The sequence below is a fragment of the Actinomyces glycerinitolerans genome (assembly GCF_900098745.1).
Classification (GTDB): Bacteria; Actinomycetota; Actinomycetes; order Actinomycetales; family Actinomycetaceae; genus Actinomyces; species Actinomyces glycerinitolerans.
Window position 1 is genome coordinate 1 of the sequence record NZ_FQTT01000010.1, and the last position, 15,147, is coordinate 15,147.

The 15,147-nt window shown below is 67.8% G+C and carries 14 protein-coding genes; 4 read left to right on the forward strand and 10 right to left on the reverse strand.

All coding sequences use genetic code 11. The features are described from left to right. The coding region (locus tag ACGLYG10_RS06580) for an IS1634 family transposase (RefSeq protein ID WP_432416217.1) at positions 1 to 343 on the forward strand (343 nt) is incomplete at its 5' end. A gap of 55 nt (positions 344 to 398) precedes the next feature. Here ACGLYG10_RS06580 and ACGLYG10_RS06585 read toward each other — a convergent pair. The 6 genes from ACGLYG10_RS06585 to ACGLYG10_RS06610 all read right to left on the reverse strand — a co-directional run bounded on the left by ACGLYG10_RS06585 (position 399) and on the right by ACGLYG10_RS06610 (position 6,834). Beyond that, a complete protein-coding gene (locus tag ACGLYG10_RS06585) occupies positions 399 to 1,625 on the reverse strand; it encodes a Gfo/Idh/MocA family protein (RefSeq protein ID WP_211482992.1) in 1,227 nt (408 codons plus the stop codon). A gap of 122 nt (positions 1,626 to 1,747) precedes the next feature. Next, on the reverse strand, positions 1,748 to 2,497 hold the full coding sequence (locus ACGLYG10_RS06590; RefSeq protein ID WP_234415992.1) for a PIG-L deacetylase family protein: 750 nt from the start codon (positions 2,495 to 2,497) through the stop codon (positions 1,748 to 1,750). A 58-nt stretch (positions 2,498 to 2,555) separates the two neighbouring features. After that, positions 2,556 to 3,917, reverse strand: a complete 1,362-nt coding sequence (locus ACGLYG10_RS06595; protein ID WP_083565694.1) for an ABC transporter substrate-binding protein — start codon at positions 3,915 to 3,917, stop codon at positions 2,556 to 2,558. 100 nt (positions 3,918 to 4,017) lie between these two features. After that, a complete protein-coding gene (locus ACGLYG10_RS06600; protein WP_083565696.1) occupies positions 4,018 to 4,947 on the reverse strand; it encodes a carbohydrate ABC transporter permease in 930 nt (309 codons plus the stop codon). Beyond that, positions 4,934 to 5,824: a carbohydrate ABC transporter permease gene (locus ACGLYG10_RS06605; protein WP_234415993.1), complete on the reverse strand. Its 891-nt coding sequence runs from the start codon at positions 5,822 to 5,824 to the stop codon at positions 4,934 to 4,936. Before ACGLYG10_RS06605 ends, ACGLYG10_RS06600 begins: the two co-directional genes overlap by 14 nt. After that, entirely contained in the window at positions 5,821 to 6,834 is a 1,014-nt protein-coding gene (locus tag ACGLYG10_RS06610; protein WP_073329402.1) for a carbohydrate kinase family protein, read from the reverse strand. The genes ACGLYG10_RS06605 and ACGLYG10_RS06610 overlap by 4 nt, the downstream gene beginning before the upstream one ends. A gap of 111 nt (positions 6,835 to 6,945) precedes the next feature. On the opposite strand from ACGLYG10_RS06610, the gene ACGLYG10_RS06615 reads away from it, so the two are divergent. Both ACGLYG10_RS06615 and ACGLYG10_RS06620 read left to right on the forward strand, forming a co-directional pair. Then, the gene (locus tag ACGLYG10_RS06615) at positions 6,946 to 7,695 is read left to right on the forward strand and encodes a DeoR/GlpR family DNA-binding transcription regulator (protein WP_073329405.1); all 750 of its coding nucleotides are present in this window, start codon (positions 6,946 to 6,948) and stop codon (positions 7,693 to 7,695) included. Continuing rightward, on the forward strand, positions 7,692 to 9,101 hold the full coding sequence (locus ACGLYG10_RS06620) for a family 4 glycosyl hydrolase (protein ID WP_073329408.1): 1,410 nt from the start codon (positions 7,692 to 7,694) through the stop codon (positions 9,099 to 9,101). Before ACGLYG10_RS06615 ends, ACGLYG10_RS06620 begins: the two co-directional genes overlap by 4 nt. A gap of 546 nt (positions 9,102 to 9,647) precedes the next feature. On the opposite strand, the gene ACGLYG10_RS06625 is transcribed toward ACGLYG10_RS06620, so the two are convergent. Genes ACGLYG10_RS06625 through ACGLYG10_RS06635 form a run of 3 tightly spaced genes read right to left on the reverse strand, consistent with a single transcriptional unit; the run spans position 9,648 to position 12,082 of the window. Next, positions 9,648 to 10,676 (reverse strand): aldo/keto reductase, encoded by a 1,029-nt coding sequence (locus tag ACGLYG10_RS06625; protein WP_083565698.1) that lies wholly within the window; start codon positions 10,674 to 10,676, stop codon positions 9,648 to 9,650. Continuing rightward, on the reverse strand, positions 10,652 to 11,071 hold the full coding sequence (locus ACGLYG10_RS06630; protein WP_073329411.1) for a nuclear transport factor 2 family protein: 420 nt from the start codon (positions 11,069 to 11,071) through the stop codon (positions 10,652 to 10,654). The genes ACGLYG10_RS06625 and ACGLYG10_RS06630 overlap by 25 nt, the downstream gene beginning before the upstream one ends. A 54-nt stretch (positions 11,072 to 11,125) precedes the next feature. Next, positions 11,126 to 12,082: an aldo/keto reductase gene (locus tag ACGLYG10_RS06635; protein ID WP_073329414.1), complete on the reverse strand. Its 957-nt coding sequence runs from the start codon at positions 12,080 to 12,082 to the stop codon at positions 11,126 to 11,128. A gap of 263 nt (positions 12,083 to 12,345) precedes the next feature. Here ACGLYG10_RS06635 and ACGLYG10_RS06640 point away from each other — a divergent pair, with 263 nt between their 5' ends. Further along, positions 12,346 to 12,933 carry a TetR/AcrR family transcriptional regulator gene (locus ACGLYG10_RS06640; protein ID WP_073329418.1) on the forward strand — a complete coding sequence of 196 codons (588 nt, stop codon included), beginning with the start codon at positions 12,346 to 12,348 and terminating at the stop codon, positions 12,931 to 12,933. Between the two features lie 693 nt (positions 12,934 to 13,626). Here ACGLYG10_RS06640 and ACGLYG10_RS06645 read toward each other — a convergent pair. Next, positions 13,627 to 15,117, reverse strand: coding sequence for an amino acid permease (locus tag ACGLYG10_RS06645; protein WP_073329421.1), 1,491 nt, complete (start codon positions 15,115 to 15,117; stop codon positions 13,627 to 13,629). Positions 15,118 to 15,147: the final 30 nt, after the last annotated feature.

The window sequence follows — 15,147 nt, forward strand, 5'->3', positions numbered from 1 at the left end:
CCCCGCCACGGTGATGCCCGCCGGTGAGGTGATCGCCTCCTACCACGAGCTGTGGCACGTGGAGCAATCATTCCGCATGAGCAAGCACGACCTGCGGGCCAGGCCCGTCTTCCACCACACCCACGACGCCATTCAAGCCCATCTCACCGCGGTGATGGCATCCCTGGCCGTCGCCCGCCACCTACAAGCCGCCACCGGCATCAGCATCAAACGACTCGTCCGCGAACTGCGGCCCCTCCAGGAAGTCACCATCACCATCAACGGCCACCAAATAACCGCCCAGCCCCAGCTCACCCAGACCGCACAGCAAATCCTCAACAACCTGAACGCCGCAGGGCACTAAACTGTCAGGACTCAGGTCAGTAGTGTTGTCAGCCTCGGTCAGTGGGCGCCGGACCTCAGGCCCAGTCCTCGACGTCGGTGGTCACGTCCCGACCGGAGGCGGCGGCCTCGTCGATGGCGCAGGAGAGCAGGTGGTCCTGACAGGCCTGCGCCAGCGGGTAGGGGGCCGGGCCCTCGCCGCGCGCCCACCGGCCGGTGTCCTGAAGGATGGTGGCGACGGCGAGGTCGTCCTCGCTCATGCGCGTTCCCACCCACCGGTTGCGGTAGACGACCCGCCCATCCAGGCTGGCATGGATCAGATCATTGCCCTCCAGGTTCAGGTCGCGCCCCGTGCGCCGGTACTCGATCCGGCTGGTCACCGCCCCGGCGTCGGGCACCCAACGGGTGACGGCGTCGTCGACGATCTCCCCCAGCGTGCCGCGCACCAGCACGCGCCGCGACAGCAGCGGGTTGTGCCACTGGTTCGAGGTGAACTCGTAGACGCCGGTGCGGCCGCCGTCGAAGGCGAGGGTGGCCAGCACCGTCTCGCCCGGTTCGACGGCGGGCACCGCATTCCAGCCGTCGCGGCCGAGTGGCTGGAGGAGCGGGGCCGGGAAGCTGCGGGCGGTGACGGTGACGGGACCGCCCAGTGGGGCGTCGTCGTCGGCCAGGAAGTGCCGCAGCAGCGAGACGGCGTGGTAGCCGTGCGTGGAGGAGACCTGCGCCCAGGTGGGGGTGCCGATGGTGCCGGCGCGGATGGCCGCGAGGCGGGCGGCGTGGCCGGGCATGCGCGGGTACTGCTCGGCGACCTGGACCAGGCCGGAGGCGCCGACGTTGCGCCACAGGGCGCGCAGCGAGTCGGGGTCTGGCGCGGGCGGAGTCTCCGACAGCACCGGGATGCCACGGTCCACCAGCTCACGAACCAGGTCCGGCATGGCGGCCCAGCCCACCGACGGCACGACCAGCTCGGGGGAGCGGGCTCGCAGGTCGTCGAGGGAGCCGGTGGTGGCGACGCCGAACTCCTCGGCGAGCGCCTGGCGCGACTCGGCGCGGCGGGCCAGGGCACCTACGCACTCCAGGCGCTCGGGGGCCATGGCGGCCAGGCGCAGGAAGAAGCGGGCCCGCCAGCCGGCGCCGATGACGCCGAAGCGAACCGGCCCGTGCGGCGGCGGGGCCGGGCTCTGGTCGGGCATGGGGGCGCTGTAGGGGCGGGTCGGTTCGGGCGCGGCGGGGTGGCGCGGAAAGCGCGGCGGCTGCGCGGGCGGCGTGGGGGCGTGATCGGTGGTGTGGGCGTCGCTGCTCACGGCGGTCTCCTCGGGCTGCAGACTTCATCGTCGAGACGGCAACGACGCTATACCCCGGGCGAGGCGGGGGCAACGGGGGTTATCCCTTGACGGTGCCTTCCGGGATCCGAACCGGACGCGGGTCAGCGCACTTGCCAGCGGAAGAAGCACTCGGCGAATTCCGCTCCTTCGGGCGCGCCTGCGGCGTCGCGTACGGCCGCTTCGCGCAGGAGGCGCTCCATCCGGTCCAGATCGGGGAACTGACTCACATGGCTGCGTACGGCCGCGATCTTGCGGTCCAGATCGCCCTGGGTCACCGGTGATACATGATTGATCTCCCTGTGCCCCTGGAACCAGACTTCGCTCGGGTCGTGGGGCTCCAGCCCCTGTGCGAGGAGATCGCGGTAGTCGAAGGGGTTGCCGGCGGCCGGATAGGCGGCCTCGACGACGGCGTGTCCCACCGCCCGATGATCGGGGTGGTTCGCAGCGGTGGAGGCGAAGTTGTACTCCGGTGAGGTGGTGAGGATCAGATCAGGGGCGTGGCGTCGGATTGCGGCGACGATTTCGCGCACCAGTCCCGTGGCCTCGCGAACATGGCCGTCCGCGACGCCGCTCAGGAAGGAGACGTCACTGATGCCGAGATGAGCCGCGGCGGCCCTCTGCTCCGCCCGGCGCCGCTCCGCCATGCGCTCCTGGCCCTCGGCCGTGAAGCCGCCGGCGTCACCGGCGGTGACGAGCAGCAGGGCGACGTCGGCGCCCTCCCGGACCAGACGGGCGAGGGTGGCGCCGGCCCCGACGTCTGCGTCGTCGGGGTGGGCGTAGATGCCCAGCACGCGCTCATACTCCACAATGGTCTCCTTCCGTGTGGCGCGGTTGTCCTCGCGCCTGTACACGCGCTCTCCTTCACTTTCCTTCGGAGAGTGTGGGATGGTCGGTCGACGTGTTTGAGGTTCAGTCCTCGATGACCTTGTTCCCGGCCTCTTGGGCCGCTTCGACTCCCTCGGCAACGTCCCGACGGCCGAGGAACACCTCAGAGAGGATCTTCACCGAGGCGTCCATGGCCCCCTGAATGTTCGAGCCGAACGGTCCCGGCAGGGCGGTGTCGGTATCGATATCCGTCATGGCGGAGACGTCTACTCCCTGCTCATTCCAGTAGTTCGTCCACGACTCCTGGGCATCGGTATTGCCCGGGAGTCCGACGCCGGTCTCCCCAAGGCATTTCGAGCCGTCGGCGCCGGCGATCCATGCCAGGAGCTGCTTCTGAGCGGTCGGATTGTCCGAATTGGCGGAGCCGGCCGCAACAATGGCGTTGATGACGCCTCCCCGGCCCCTGGGCCCCTGCGGCAGCGGGACTATCCCCCATTCGAAGCTCGCGCCGTCGTTGACGTTGGCGAGGTTGTAGGCGCCGGATTGGAACAGTCCCATCTTGCCCTGTATGAACTGGTCGCGGGAGAAGTCTCCGTTGTCGTTGGTGTCCGCGGCGGACGGTGCCACGTGGTCCTTGTTGATGAGGTCGACTATGTATTGAAAGGTGTCGATGCCCTCAGCGGAGGCGAAGTTCAGCGTGCCCTCGGAGTCCTGGTAGGAGGCGCCGTTGGCGCCGAGCCAGGGGAGGTAGATCGCCTGCAGGTCCAGTGCGGCGTTGTAGCCGAATTGGACGATGTTGTTCGGGTCGAAACCGTTGTCCGCAGGTGTCAGGCCGTTGCCGTCCAGGGTGAGACGGGCGGCGGTCTCCCGCAGCGTGTCGGTTGAGGCATGGGGGTCCCAGGCCAGCTCCTCGAGGTCGGCGACGGTGATGCCCGCCTTCTCGAGCAGTTCCTTGTTGTAGTACACGGCGATATTCGGGTCGGCCAGAGCGGGAACGCCCCACAGAGCACCGTCGTGGGTGTACTGCGTGATCGCCGCGTCGAGCCAGCCCTCACGTTCGGACTCGGGGAACGCCTCATCGATGTTGAGCAGTCGGCCGGCGGCGGCGTAGTCGACGAAGTTGGAGCTGTTGGTCCAGAAGACATCGGGTGCGGAGTCCGCGGCGATGTCATTGCGTAGCGTCGTGAAGTAGTCCGACCAGGCGACCTGCTCGATTCGGACATCGATGCCGGTGTCTGCCGTGAAGGTCTTGAGGGCGTCCTCGTAGGCAGAGGCCGCCTGCTCGTCCCACAGGCGGAAGGTGATCGAGTCACCTTCCGCCGAATTGTCAGAGGACGAGGACGAGCCGCAGGCGGCGAGTACGGACATGACGGCGCTGGCGGAGAGGGACATTCCGGCGGCGTGTAGCGCGGAGCGTCGGGAGATGGTGGCGGTGGTGCGTGACATGAGGTCTCCTCACTTCTCGGTGTCGAGGTCGACGTTGTTCTCCGGGGTTTGGTGGACGGCCGGTGTCGGATCGCGGCGTTCGGAACATGGTTATTCGGGCCTACTTCAGTCCGGTCAACACGATCGAGGCGACGATCTGCTTCTGGAAGGCGATGAACAGAATGATGAGGGGTACGAGTGCAATGGTTGTGGCGGACATTACGTACGTCCAATTGGCGTTGTACTGGGACTGCAGGGCGGCCGTCGCCACGGTTATCACCTTGGGCCGCTGGCTGGCGATGACGCGCGGCCACATGAAGGAGTTCCACTGGCTGACCACCGTGATGAGGGTCAGCGTGGCGAGGATGGGACGCGATATCGGCAGAACGACTTGAAGCAGTGTGCGCACGTGCCCGGCACCGTCTACGCGCGCGGCGTCGATGAGTTCTTGCGGAATGGACCGGAAGTTCTCCCGCAGGAGGAAGACGGCGTAGGGCGATGCCAGCATGAAGGGGATGACGATGCCCCAGAAGGTGTTGTTCATTCCGGCTTTGGCCATCATGAGGTACAGCGGGATCACGAGCACGCTGGAGGGCAGCATCATCGTCGCCAGGAATATCCAGAAGATGATGTCACGTCCGGGGAAGGAGAGGCGGGCGAAGGCGTAGGCGGCCATGACGGAGGAGCCGATCTGCGCGACAACCATGACGGCGACCATCGCCAGAGTGGTCCAGATGGCGCTGGCGAAGTCGATGCGACCGCCCAACACCGCGGCGAAGGAGTCGAGTGTCCAGGGGTCGGGCGGGGCCAACGGCGAATGGGAGGCGAAGTCTCTAGGAGACTTGAACGCCGTCATGAAGCTGAACAGGAAGGGCAGAACCATGATGATCGCGGCAAGGCCCAGTCCCAGGTAGATTCCCAGCACCGCTAGCGGGCCGCGCCGGTTGCTGACACGCCCCCATCCCCGCCCGCTGCGGCCTTGCGAGCGGAGACTCGGCCGCGTGTGAACAGGAGTGGTGCCGATCGCGACGGCGTCGTCAGAGGAGCTCATAGGTCGTCCTCCTGCGGAAGTAGAGGTTCTGGGCGGCGGTGATGACCATCAGGATGAGCATCATGACGACCGCCATGACGGCGGCCCTCCCCATGTCCCAATTGACGAAGGCCTGCTCATATATCTCAAAGGCGAGGACCGACGTCGATCCTGCGGGTCCGCCGTGCGTGAGTGCGAAGACCTGATCGAAGATATTGAATGCCGCGATAATGGTGGTCACCGAGACGAAGAAGAAGGTCGGGCGCAGTAGCGGTACTTTGATCCGCCAGAAGATCTGGGTGGGTGAGGCGCCATCGACCCACGCCGCCTCTATGAGCTCGGAGGGGATGGACAGCAGGCCGGCGATGAAGAACAGGGACGTGTAGCCGACGTTGTTCCAAATGACGACGAGTGCGACTGCCGGCAGCGCCCACGTCTCCGAAACGAGGATCTCCAGGCGGGTTCCGGCGATGGCCGAGAGCAGACCGCCGGTGGGCGCGAAGATCCACGACCACACAACACCCAGGGCCAGAGGGGAGGAGATCCAGGGGATGACGATGAGGGTGCGAAATACGTTCGTGCCGCGCACACCTTTGGTGAGCATATTGGCCAACGCGAGCCCTAGGCCGATCTGAATCGGCACCACCAGGGCGACTAGGAGCAGTGTCACCCGGAGGGAGGAGAGGAACTCGGGATCGCCGAGGACCTCGCTGATCTGCGTGAGTCCGACATACTCGGGATCAGAAATCATGTCCCACTTGTGCACGGTGAGCCAGAGCACGATGCCGACCGGCACAACCATGAACAGGGACACGCCAATGACGCTCGGCGTGAGGAAGAGGTATCCGGAGATCGCCTCCCGGAGACGAGCTCGGCGAATGAAGTTGTTCGCCTTCACAACACAACACCGCGATCGGCATATTCGTGCCGGGAAAGTGCCGCGTACTCTTCGATGAGCTCCAGGAAGTCGGTGCTGAACCCCTCCGGCAGGGGCGTGGTGCGGACCAGCGCGGCCACCTGCGCAGGGCTGGGCGCGTTGAGTGATCCGCCCGGCCGCCCCAGGGTGGCGGCGGCTACCACACAGGCCAGGGAGACGGCCGGGTGCAGCCCCAGATCATGCAGGTACGCCCACACCAGTCCGGAGGTGAAGGCGTCCCCGGCGCCGGTGGTGTCCACCACGGGCACGTCCAGGGCCGGCAGCGTCAGCAGCTCCTCCCCGTCGCAGGCGACCACGCCGTCGGCCCCGCAGGTGACCACCACGACGGGCACCCGCTCGGCCAGTGCCCGGGCGGCCTCGGCGGCGGTGCCCGTCCGCGTGTAGTGGAGCGCCTCGGACTCGTTGGGGGTGAACACGTCCACAAGATCCAGCGGGGCGAGGTCCTCCTCGCTCCAGCGTCCGGTCGGGTCCCAGCCGGTGTCGCCGAAGACCATGGTGGGTGCCGGGCCGTAGCGCCAGCGCGAGACGGCCTCCCGGCCCGTGCGAATCGCACCCAGATCCGCCACGAGCGCCGTCGGTGTCGGCCAGCCCGAGGCCGGGACGGGCGCCGTGTCCTCCCCGCAGGTGGTCAGGGCGCGGTCGCCGTCCAGGGCCAGGGAGACGGTGACATTCTGCCGTCGGGTGCGTTCTGCCCGGGACAGATCCACACCCTCGGCCTCAAGCATGTCGGTGACGAGGACTCCGGCCCGATCCGTTCCCAGGTACGTGCACAGTCCGGTCGGCAGACCGAGGCGCGCGAGGGTGACCGCCTGGTTGGCGGCGCCTCCCGGCATGAGGGCGCAGTCCTCGACCCGCTGCTCCTCCCCGGGGGCGGTCGCATGCGTGAGGCCGCTCATGACGACGTCGAGGAAGGTGGGCCCGACGACGAGGGCCCGGCGGTCCGGGTCGGCGGGAGCTGCGCGATGCGGCATGCGACCTCCTCATCAGACACGCCGGTTGCTCGGCGCACGTAAGTGTACTTGAAATTGCTCAAAAATGCGCGATTTCGCGCATAAATGACGTGAGGTCGATAGACTGTGCGCATGTTGGCTCAGCAGCGTCGTTCGGCGATCGTGGAGATGGTGAAGGAGAGCGGCGGCGTCTCGGTCGCCGATCTGGCCCGGGCGCTGGAGGTGTCCGCCTCCACCATCCGCCGCGACCTGAACGCCCTGGGTCGCGAGGGTAGACTCCGGCGGGTGCGCGGCGGAGGCACGATCGAGGCGGACGCCCAGCCCTTCGCCCACGTCGCCGCCCGGGCGGCCGGGGAGAAGGACCGCGTCGGTGCGGCGGCGGCCGGGCTCGTACGCGATCGGGACGTCGTCCTCATCGACATCGGCACCACGGGCGCCGCCGTCGCCCGGCACCTGCGGGGACGGGACATCACCGTCGTGACCGCCTCACTCGCCGTCGTCGACGTGCTGCGGGAGGACCGGCACGTGGAACTCATCGTGCTGGGCGGGGTGCTGCGCCCCTCCTACCTGTCTCTGGTGGGCGGGCTGACCGAGAACGCCCTGGCCCAGATCAGCGCCGACATCGCCTTCATGGGCACCTCCGGCGTGCGGGCGGACGGCACGGTCATGGACTCCACCGGCATCGAGGTGCCGGTCAAGCGCGCGCTTCGGGCCGCGGCCGAGCGCACCTGCCTGGTGGCCACGGCCGACAAGTTCCCCGGGGCCGGGCTACTGCCGGTGTGCCCCATCAACGAACTCGAAGTCGTCATAACCACCGCCGCTCCCGGCACCGCCCCGCTGCCGGACCTGGCGGGCACAGCCACGGAGGTGCTGTTCGCATGAAACTGCTCATCGTCGGTGGCGGCGGGTTCCGCGTGCCCCAGGTGATCGAGGTACTCGCCGCCGCTCGGGCGGGCTCCGGCCACCACCCGGGGCTGGTGGTGGATGAGGTGTGCCTGTACGACGTCTCCCCGCGGCGCCTGGAGGTCATGCGCGCCGTACTGGCCGACCTCGACTTCCCGCACGCACCCGCGCTGACATCCACCACGCACCTGGAGGAGGCGGTGCGGGGGGCCGACTTCATCTTCTCCGCCATGCGAGAGGGCGGCACCCACGGGCGCGTGCTGGACGAGCTCGTCGCCCTGGAGCAGGGCGTGCTCGGGCAGGAGACCGTGGGCGCCGGCGGCTACGCCTACGCCTTCCGCACCATCCCGGCGGCCATGGAGCTGGCCCGCACCGTCCGCGACCTCGCCCCCGAGGCCTGGGTCATCAACTTCACCAACCCCGCCGGCATCATCACCCAGGCCATGCGCACGGTGCTGGGCGGGCGCGTCGTCGGCATCTGCGACACCCCCATCGGGCTGGTGCGGCGGGCGACGACGGCGGTCGGCGGGGACGCCGCGCGCGCGTCCCGGATCGGGCCGGGGGCGGGGCTCGACTTCGACTATGTGGGCCTGAACCACCTGGGTTGGCTGCGCAGCCTCGTGGTTGACGGTCAGGACCGGCTGCCCGGCCTGCTCGCCGACGACGCCGCCCTGGACCGCATGGAGGAGGCGCGCATCATCGGCTTCGACTGGGTGCGCGCGCTCGGGATGCTGCCGAACGAGTACCTCTTCTACTACTACCTGGGCCGGGAGTCGCTGGAGCGCATCCGCGCCGAGGCGGAGACCCGCGGCCAGTTCCTGGAGCGGAGGCAGGGGGAGTTCTACGACGCCGTCGCCGCCGATCCGCAGCGGGCGGGGGAGCTGTGGCGGCGGGCGCACGTCGAGCGCGAGGCCACGTATATGGCCGAGTCTCGCGACGCCGCTGACCGCGCCGGGCGCCGTGAGGAGGACATTGCCGGCGGCGGTTACCAGCAGGTGGCCCTCGACCTGATGACCGCCGTGCATACCGGCGTGCCCGCCCGCATGATCCTCGACGTCGGCAACGCCGACGCGTGCTCCGCCGGCGGCGGCCTGCTGGTGCCCCAGCTGCGCGAGGACGCCGTGGTGGAGGTGCCGTGCGTCGTCGACGGCGACGGCGTGCACCCGCAGCGGGTGGGGGCGCTCGCGGGCGCCGAGCTCGGGCTGGTGACCACGGTCAAGGGCTGCGAGGAGCTGGTCATCGACGCCGCGCTCAGCGGGGACGAGACGCTGGCGTGGCGGGCGCTCGCCGGCCACCCGCTCATCGACTCCGTCAACGTGGCGCGGCGGGTGCTGGACGGCTACCTGGCCCGCAACCCCCTGGTGGCCCGGACCTTTGGGCGGTGAGAGTCGGGCTGGGAGGAGTTACGTATCAACGGCTTGCCGCGTCTTCAGTTGCGACCTCACTCATGTCACTGATGCCTTCACTCTATAGACTGAACCCTTCACTGTAGGAAGTGAGCGTCTCACTGTATGTAGTGAGAGGCTCGGCCGGAGTGCCTCATGTAAAGGTGTCCGCCTACTCGTCTACTTCTGATCGTCGAAGTCGATGTGCTGGGACAGGAACATCCGCTCCTGCTCCTTCGCCGGAGTGTCGAAGCTGCTGACGCCGACTCGGCTCGAACCACTACACCGACAAAGGCCAAGAGCCGGAAAAGTGTCCATCGGTCGCGGCTTTGAACATGTGGCGCGCGTTGGTTTGTCGTGCAAACACGCTCTGAGCTGGGCAAATAACCGTTTTCTATTTACGTTGTTGGCCTCCCAACTTGTCAAAGCCGCTACGGATGGACACTTTCACCGTCGCGTTCTCAGCAGGCCGGCGCGCAGTCGACGCCGGGCGCGCCGACAACTTGTGGTTCCCGTAATCGCTGTGCGGCCTTTCCGCGGCGTCACTCAGTAGTTCGAGAACCGCGCATCGCGCTCAAGCGCCGCCATCCGCGCCATCTCGGCCTCCGTCAGCTCGAAGTCCCACACGTCGTAGTCCTCGTTGATGTGCTGCTGGTTGGAGGAGCCGGGGATGCAGACATTGCCGACCTGCAGGTGCCAGCGGATGATGATCTGCGCGGCGGACTTGCCATGCGCCCGGGCGATGTCGCTGATCGTCTCGTCGTCGAAGAGCGTCTGGGTATTGCCGCGCCCACCCAGAGGGAACCAGCTTTCCAGCACCGTTCCGTACTGTGCGATGTGCTCCTTCATCTGTCCGCTCTGATGGTACGGGTGCGTCTCATTCTGTAGGAGTGCGGGGCGGATGCTGGTCGCCTCCACGAGCCGGTCGAAGTCCTCCGGCTCGTAATAGTTCGACAGGCCGATCGACCGCAGCCGACCGTCCCCCACCGCGCGTTCCAGCGCCTGGTAGGCGTCCACGTCGTTCGCCGGCTGACTGTGGTGCAGGATCATCAAATCGATGTAGTCGACGCCGAGCCGCTCCAGGGAGGTGTTGATCGCCGCGTCGGCGTCGTCGTAGTCGGTGGTCCATATTTTGGTCGTGATGAACACGTCCTCGCGGGCGACGACGCCCTCGTCGATGGCCCGCTGCAGGCCTCTGCCGACGCCGGTCTCGTTGCCGTAGATCCGCGCGGTGTCGATCAGCCGGAAACCCGCCTTGAGGGCCCAATAGGTCGAGTCCGCCGCCTCCTCGTCCGACAGGGAGAAGGTGCCCAGGCCCAGGATCGGCATCTCGTAGCCGCTGTTCAGGGTGACGGTCCGGGCGTCGAAGTCGAAGGCGGGGTAGCCGGACACGGCCGGGCCCTGCGGGGAGGCGCCAACACCGGGGCCTGCGTCACCGCTTTCGGTCTCGGCCCCGCTTCCGCCTCCGCCTGTGGCGGTGCATCCGGTGAGCGCCAGGCACAGCAGCAGGAGGATCGCGGCCAGGCCTCCCGGCCGCGCGGCAAATGGACTCAGTTCGCGTTGACGGCGATCCATGCGTCACCCCTCCTGCGGTAGTGGTGTGAGCCGGCCATGCGGAAGGTCCCCCTGGCGCCGTAGGCGTTCGCGTTCAGGACAGACGTGAAGGTGATCGTTGCGGTGTCGCCCGCCACTCGGACCCGCGGGTCCTCGATGCCGATGGTGAAGTAGTTCAGGCGGCCGTCGGCGACGTCGGCGAAGTACTCCTCACGGCTTTGCCGCCTGCCGCTCATATGGGTGAAGGTCATGTCCGCGGACACGATCTCCCGCATGGTGTCGATATCGGCCTCAGTCATGGCCTGGCAGTACTGGGCCTGCCGGTGGAGCACGGACAGCTCCTCCGCGCTCATGGCATTCAGGTCCGCCCCGGTGATGGTCACGTTGCCGAACACCGAGAAGTCGTATTCGGTCATTACCTGTCCTCCTTACCCTGTCCTCCGTTTGCCTCCCGGCCCGTTGCCGCCGGTTCATCGTCTGAAGCCGCGGTGTCCGTGCACCCGCAGCGTGCCGAGTTCGGCATCGAGGGCCCGGAACTCCGCGTCGGTCAGCTCCACCCGGCTCGCGCCCAGGTTCTCGATGATGCGTTCCTTGTTCTTCGAGCCGGGGATGGGCACCGTGCAGGACCACTTGTGCAGCATCCACGCCAGGCTGATCTGCGCCGGGGTGGCGTCCTTCGCCCGGGCGTAGCGGCTCACCAGCTCCACGATGGGTCGATTGCCGCGGAGGTTGCGCCGGGACAGCTGCGGCACCCAGGTGCGCACGTCGTCGAAGGATTCGAACTCGGTGCTCTCGGTGACCTTGCCGGACAGGAGCCCGCTCGCCACGGGGCTGAACGCCACCAGGCCGATGCCGTGCTCCTCGCAGTAGGGCAGCACCTCCGCCTCCACGTCGCGCTCCACCATCGAGTAGATGTTCTGCACGGCCGTGAGCGGATACGCCCCGTGGGCGCGGCGGATCACGTCGACGTCGACCTGCGACAGCCCCCAGCCCCGGATCAGGCCCTCCCGGGCAAGCCGACCCATGGCCTCGGCGACCTGTTCCACCGGCGTGGAGCCCAGGCGATGCAGGTAGTACAGGTCCACATAGTCGGTGCGCAAGCGCTCCAGCGAGGCCTCCAGGTGGGAGCGGATCTCCCCGTAGACGGAGCCCCGCCCGCCCGAGGCGAACAGCTTGGTGGCCAGCACGACGTCGTCGCGCACCTCTTCCAGCGCACGCCCCACGATGCGCTCGTTGTGCCCGACGCCGGACAGCCCCGGGCTGTAGATCTCGGCGGTGTCGAAGAAGGTGCAGCCGTGCTCGTAGGCGCCGCGGATGGCCTCGAGGCTGTACTGCTCGGGCGGGATGCGGCCGTATCCGTGGCTGAAGGCCATGCAGCCCATGCCCACCTCGGAGACGGTCAGCTCACCGATCCGGCGCGTGTTCATGCCATGTCTCCTCTTGCCTTTGAGCGGTATTCCGCGAGTACGACGACGCCGTGGGCTGCGACGAGGCGGCTTGCCACGCCGCGGGGCCGGCATCTCCGGTGCGGCGTGATTGGTGCGGACGACCACGCCGTACACTGTGTTTTGCAACTCGCGTTACTTATCCTACGAAGGGCGCGTGCCGGCAACAATGGACGACTCCGCCGAGAAGGTGGCTTAAGCAACCCCGATGCGGCCCGAGTTGCATATCTCGTGAAAGGAAGACCGTGCGCACCACCCCCGCCAAGGACCTGCGCGTCACCAAGACACTCGAGGCCATCGACCGCACATTCCGCGCCATGATGCTTCAGGGCGGCTACGGGTCCATCACCGTCAAGGCCCTGTGCGAGCGGGCACGCATCAACAAGAAGACCTTCTACCGCTACTACGAGACGCTCGACGACCTGCTGGCCGAGGTCATGTCCGCCTACGCCTCGGCCTGGCGCGAGCGCACGGCACACCTGGGGGCCTCCGACTTCGCCCAGATAACTCGCGAGCTCTTCTACTTCGGGGCCGAGCAGGACGAGCTCTACGACGTCATCACCTGCGACCCGGCCTGGGACGGGATACGGCGGCAGCTGCAGGACGACGCCAGCGGCGAGCATGCGGAGAACGTGCCCGCGGGCTTCACCCCGGAGCTCTGGCACCTGCTCTACGCCTACGTATCGCAGGCCGGGCTGGCGATGTACCGCGCCTGGGTGGCCGACGGCAAGGCCATTCCTCTGCCGCGGGCGGCCGAGACGGCGGCCAGGCTGGTGTGCCAGGGGACCGATGCGCTCACCTCGGAGTGGTCGGGGGCGTCCGGCCGCAAGTGACCGGTGCTGGTGCCGCGACGACGCCGTGGCCTCGCCGTCACTCACGTCACAGACGTCCTCACTTTATACAGCTACACCCTCACTTCAAGCGCTGATGCGGTCGCCTTTGCGACCGCGAGCGCGGGGCCTGCGCAGCGCCCCCGCGTGGTTCGACCGGTGGGGGTGAGGGCGTAGCTGACGTGCTGGGTGTGTGCGGGCATGGTCTGGCCGGTGGGGCCGGGTTGTCTCTCCCGGCCCCACCGGCCTTGGCGGTGAGGTGGCCGCGTCCGGGGGTTCCCACATCCCCGGGGGCTCTGCCTCCTGCGCCGGAGCGTACCGGGGCGGGCTCCCATGTACCCGGCCTGGTTCTCGGTGGCGGTTCGGTCTTCGGGGTCCCCAACCCTCGCGACCCGCACCGTCCGGCGGCAGGAACCATGTAACTCGTCCCGCCTGGACGATCACCCCCAACCCCCCTGAGAAAGTCCGGGGAAGCTCGGCCGTCCGGGGTCGGTCCTGGTGTACCGGTCCCGTGGGCCGCCCCGTGGTGCTGGGTGGGCGTGCTTGGGCGGGTGTACTGCGAGCCTTTGCCCTCTGCTGCGATGTTTTGCACCCTGGTGCACGGCAATTCGCCGTGCACCAGGGTGCAAAAGCTCGTGGTAGAGCCATGAGACCGCGTCATAGGTCGGCGGCGGCAGTGTTCCCGCCGTCGTCCACTTATGACCTCCGGTTCGCGGCCTCCTGCTCACGCGTGCTGGACGACGGCGCCAGCTCGGAGCGGGCCGCCCGCGGATCGCGGCCCCGCAGCCGGTTGATGTAGCGCTGGTACCAGGCCAGTGCCAGACCGAGGAACACGACCACGCCGCCCACGTTGTACACCAGCGTCAGCCACAGCGGCTGATCCAGCGGCGTCGTGCCGGCGATGAACACGAAGGCGAACACGGCCAGCAGGAACACCGCCACCGCCAGCCCCACCGGCCGCGAGCCCATGCGGAACTCCCGGGGCGCGGCGTCGTAACGCAGGCGCAGCACCAGGTAGGCCAGCAGGATCAGCAGCGGCGGGATGAGCGCCGTGGCCGCGGTCATGTTGATGACGATGCCCAGCAGGTCGTCGATGTTGCTCGATCCCAGCGCCGGGATGATCAGGATCGGCACCACGATGGCGAACTGCAGCCAGGCCGCCCGCCACGGAATGCCCTGCTCATTGAGCTCGACGAGCTTCCCTCCGAACACGCCCCGGGGGATCTCGGAGAAGAAGATCTTCACCGGCGTCGAGGTCCACATCAGCAGCGAGCCGAGCGTGGCCGCGAGCAGCACCAGCCCCACCACCCGGAAGGTGAGCGCCGCCGGCACCCCGAAGTGCTCGCCGACCGCCCCCATCACCACGAACAGGCCGTTGGAGTAGTCCAGGCCGCCCGTCGGGACGAACACGTTCATCAGCAGCGAGGCCACCGCGTACAGCAGGCCGATCATCAGCCCGGCGGCCACGATCGTGCGTACGAATGCCTTCACGCCGCCGCGCAGGTCGTTGAGGAACACGCCCACCGACTCCGCGCCGCCCACGCCCTGGATGATCCAGGCCAATGTCCCCAAGAACGCCCAGGTGGTGGCGAAGGAGGATGTGTCCGGACGCAGTGCCCGCAGCGTAATGGGGGAGGCCGGTTCCACTCCGCCGATCAGGGCCGCCAGTGAGGCGACGATGAACACGCCCGTGAGCGCCAGCACCGCCGACGCGCCGATCGAGGTGACGGTGCCGATCCACTTCGCGCCCTTGGTGGACACCCAGGTGGCCACCGCGAAGATCGCGATCGACAGCACCGTGATCAGCCACGGTGACATCTCCCTGTCCCCGCCGGTGAGCAGGTAGGAGGTGAACACCAGGATCAACGGCAGCAGGGAGGCAAAGTAGAATAGGTTGACGAACCAGTAGCAGAACGCCGTCATGAAGGCCCAGCGCCCGCCCATGGAGGTCTTCACCCACTGGTAGACGCCGGACTCCGAGGAGCGGTTCATGGCCACGAACTCGGCGATGATGAGGGTGAACGGAACGAAGTACAGCAGCGTGGCCAGGAAGAAGGCCGGCGCCGAGGCCAGGCCGATCGCAACGTTGTTGTTGATGACGTTGCGGATGTTGAAGACGGCGGAGACCGTCATGGTCAGCAGCGCGAACTGGCCGATCCGCGCCCGAGTTTCAGAAGACGAAGACATGGTGCAGTCCCTTGTTCATGTGGATAAGTG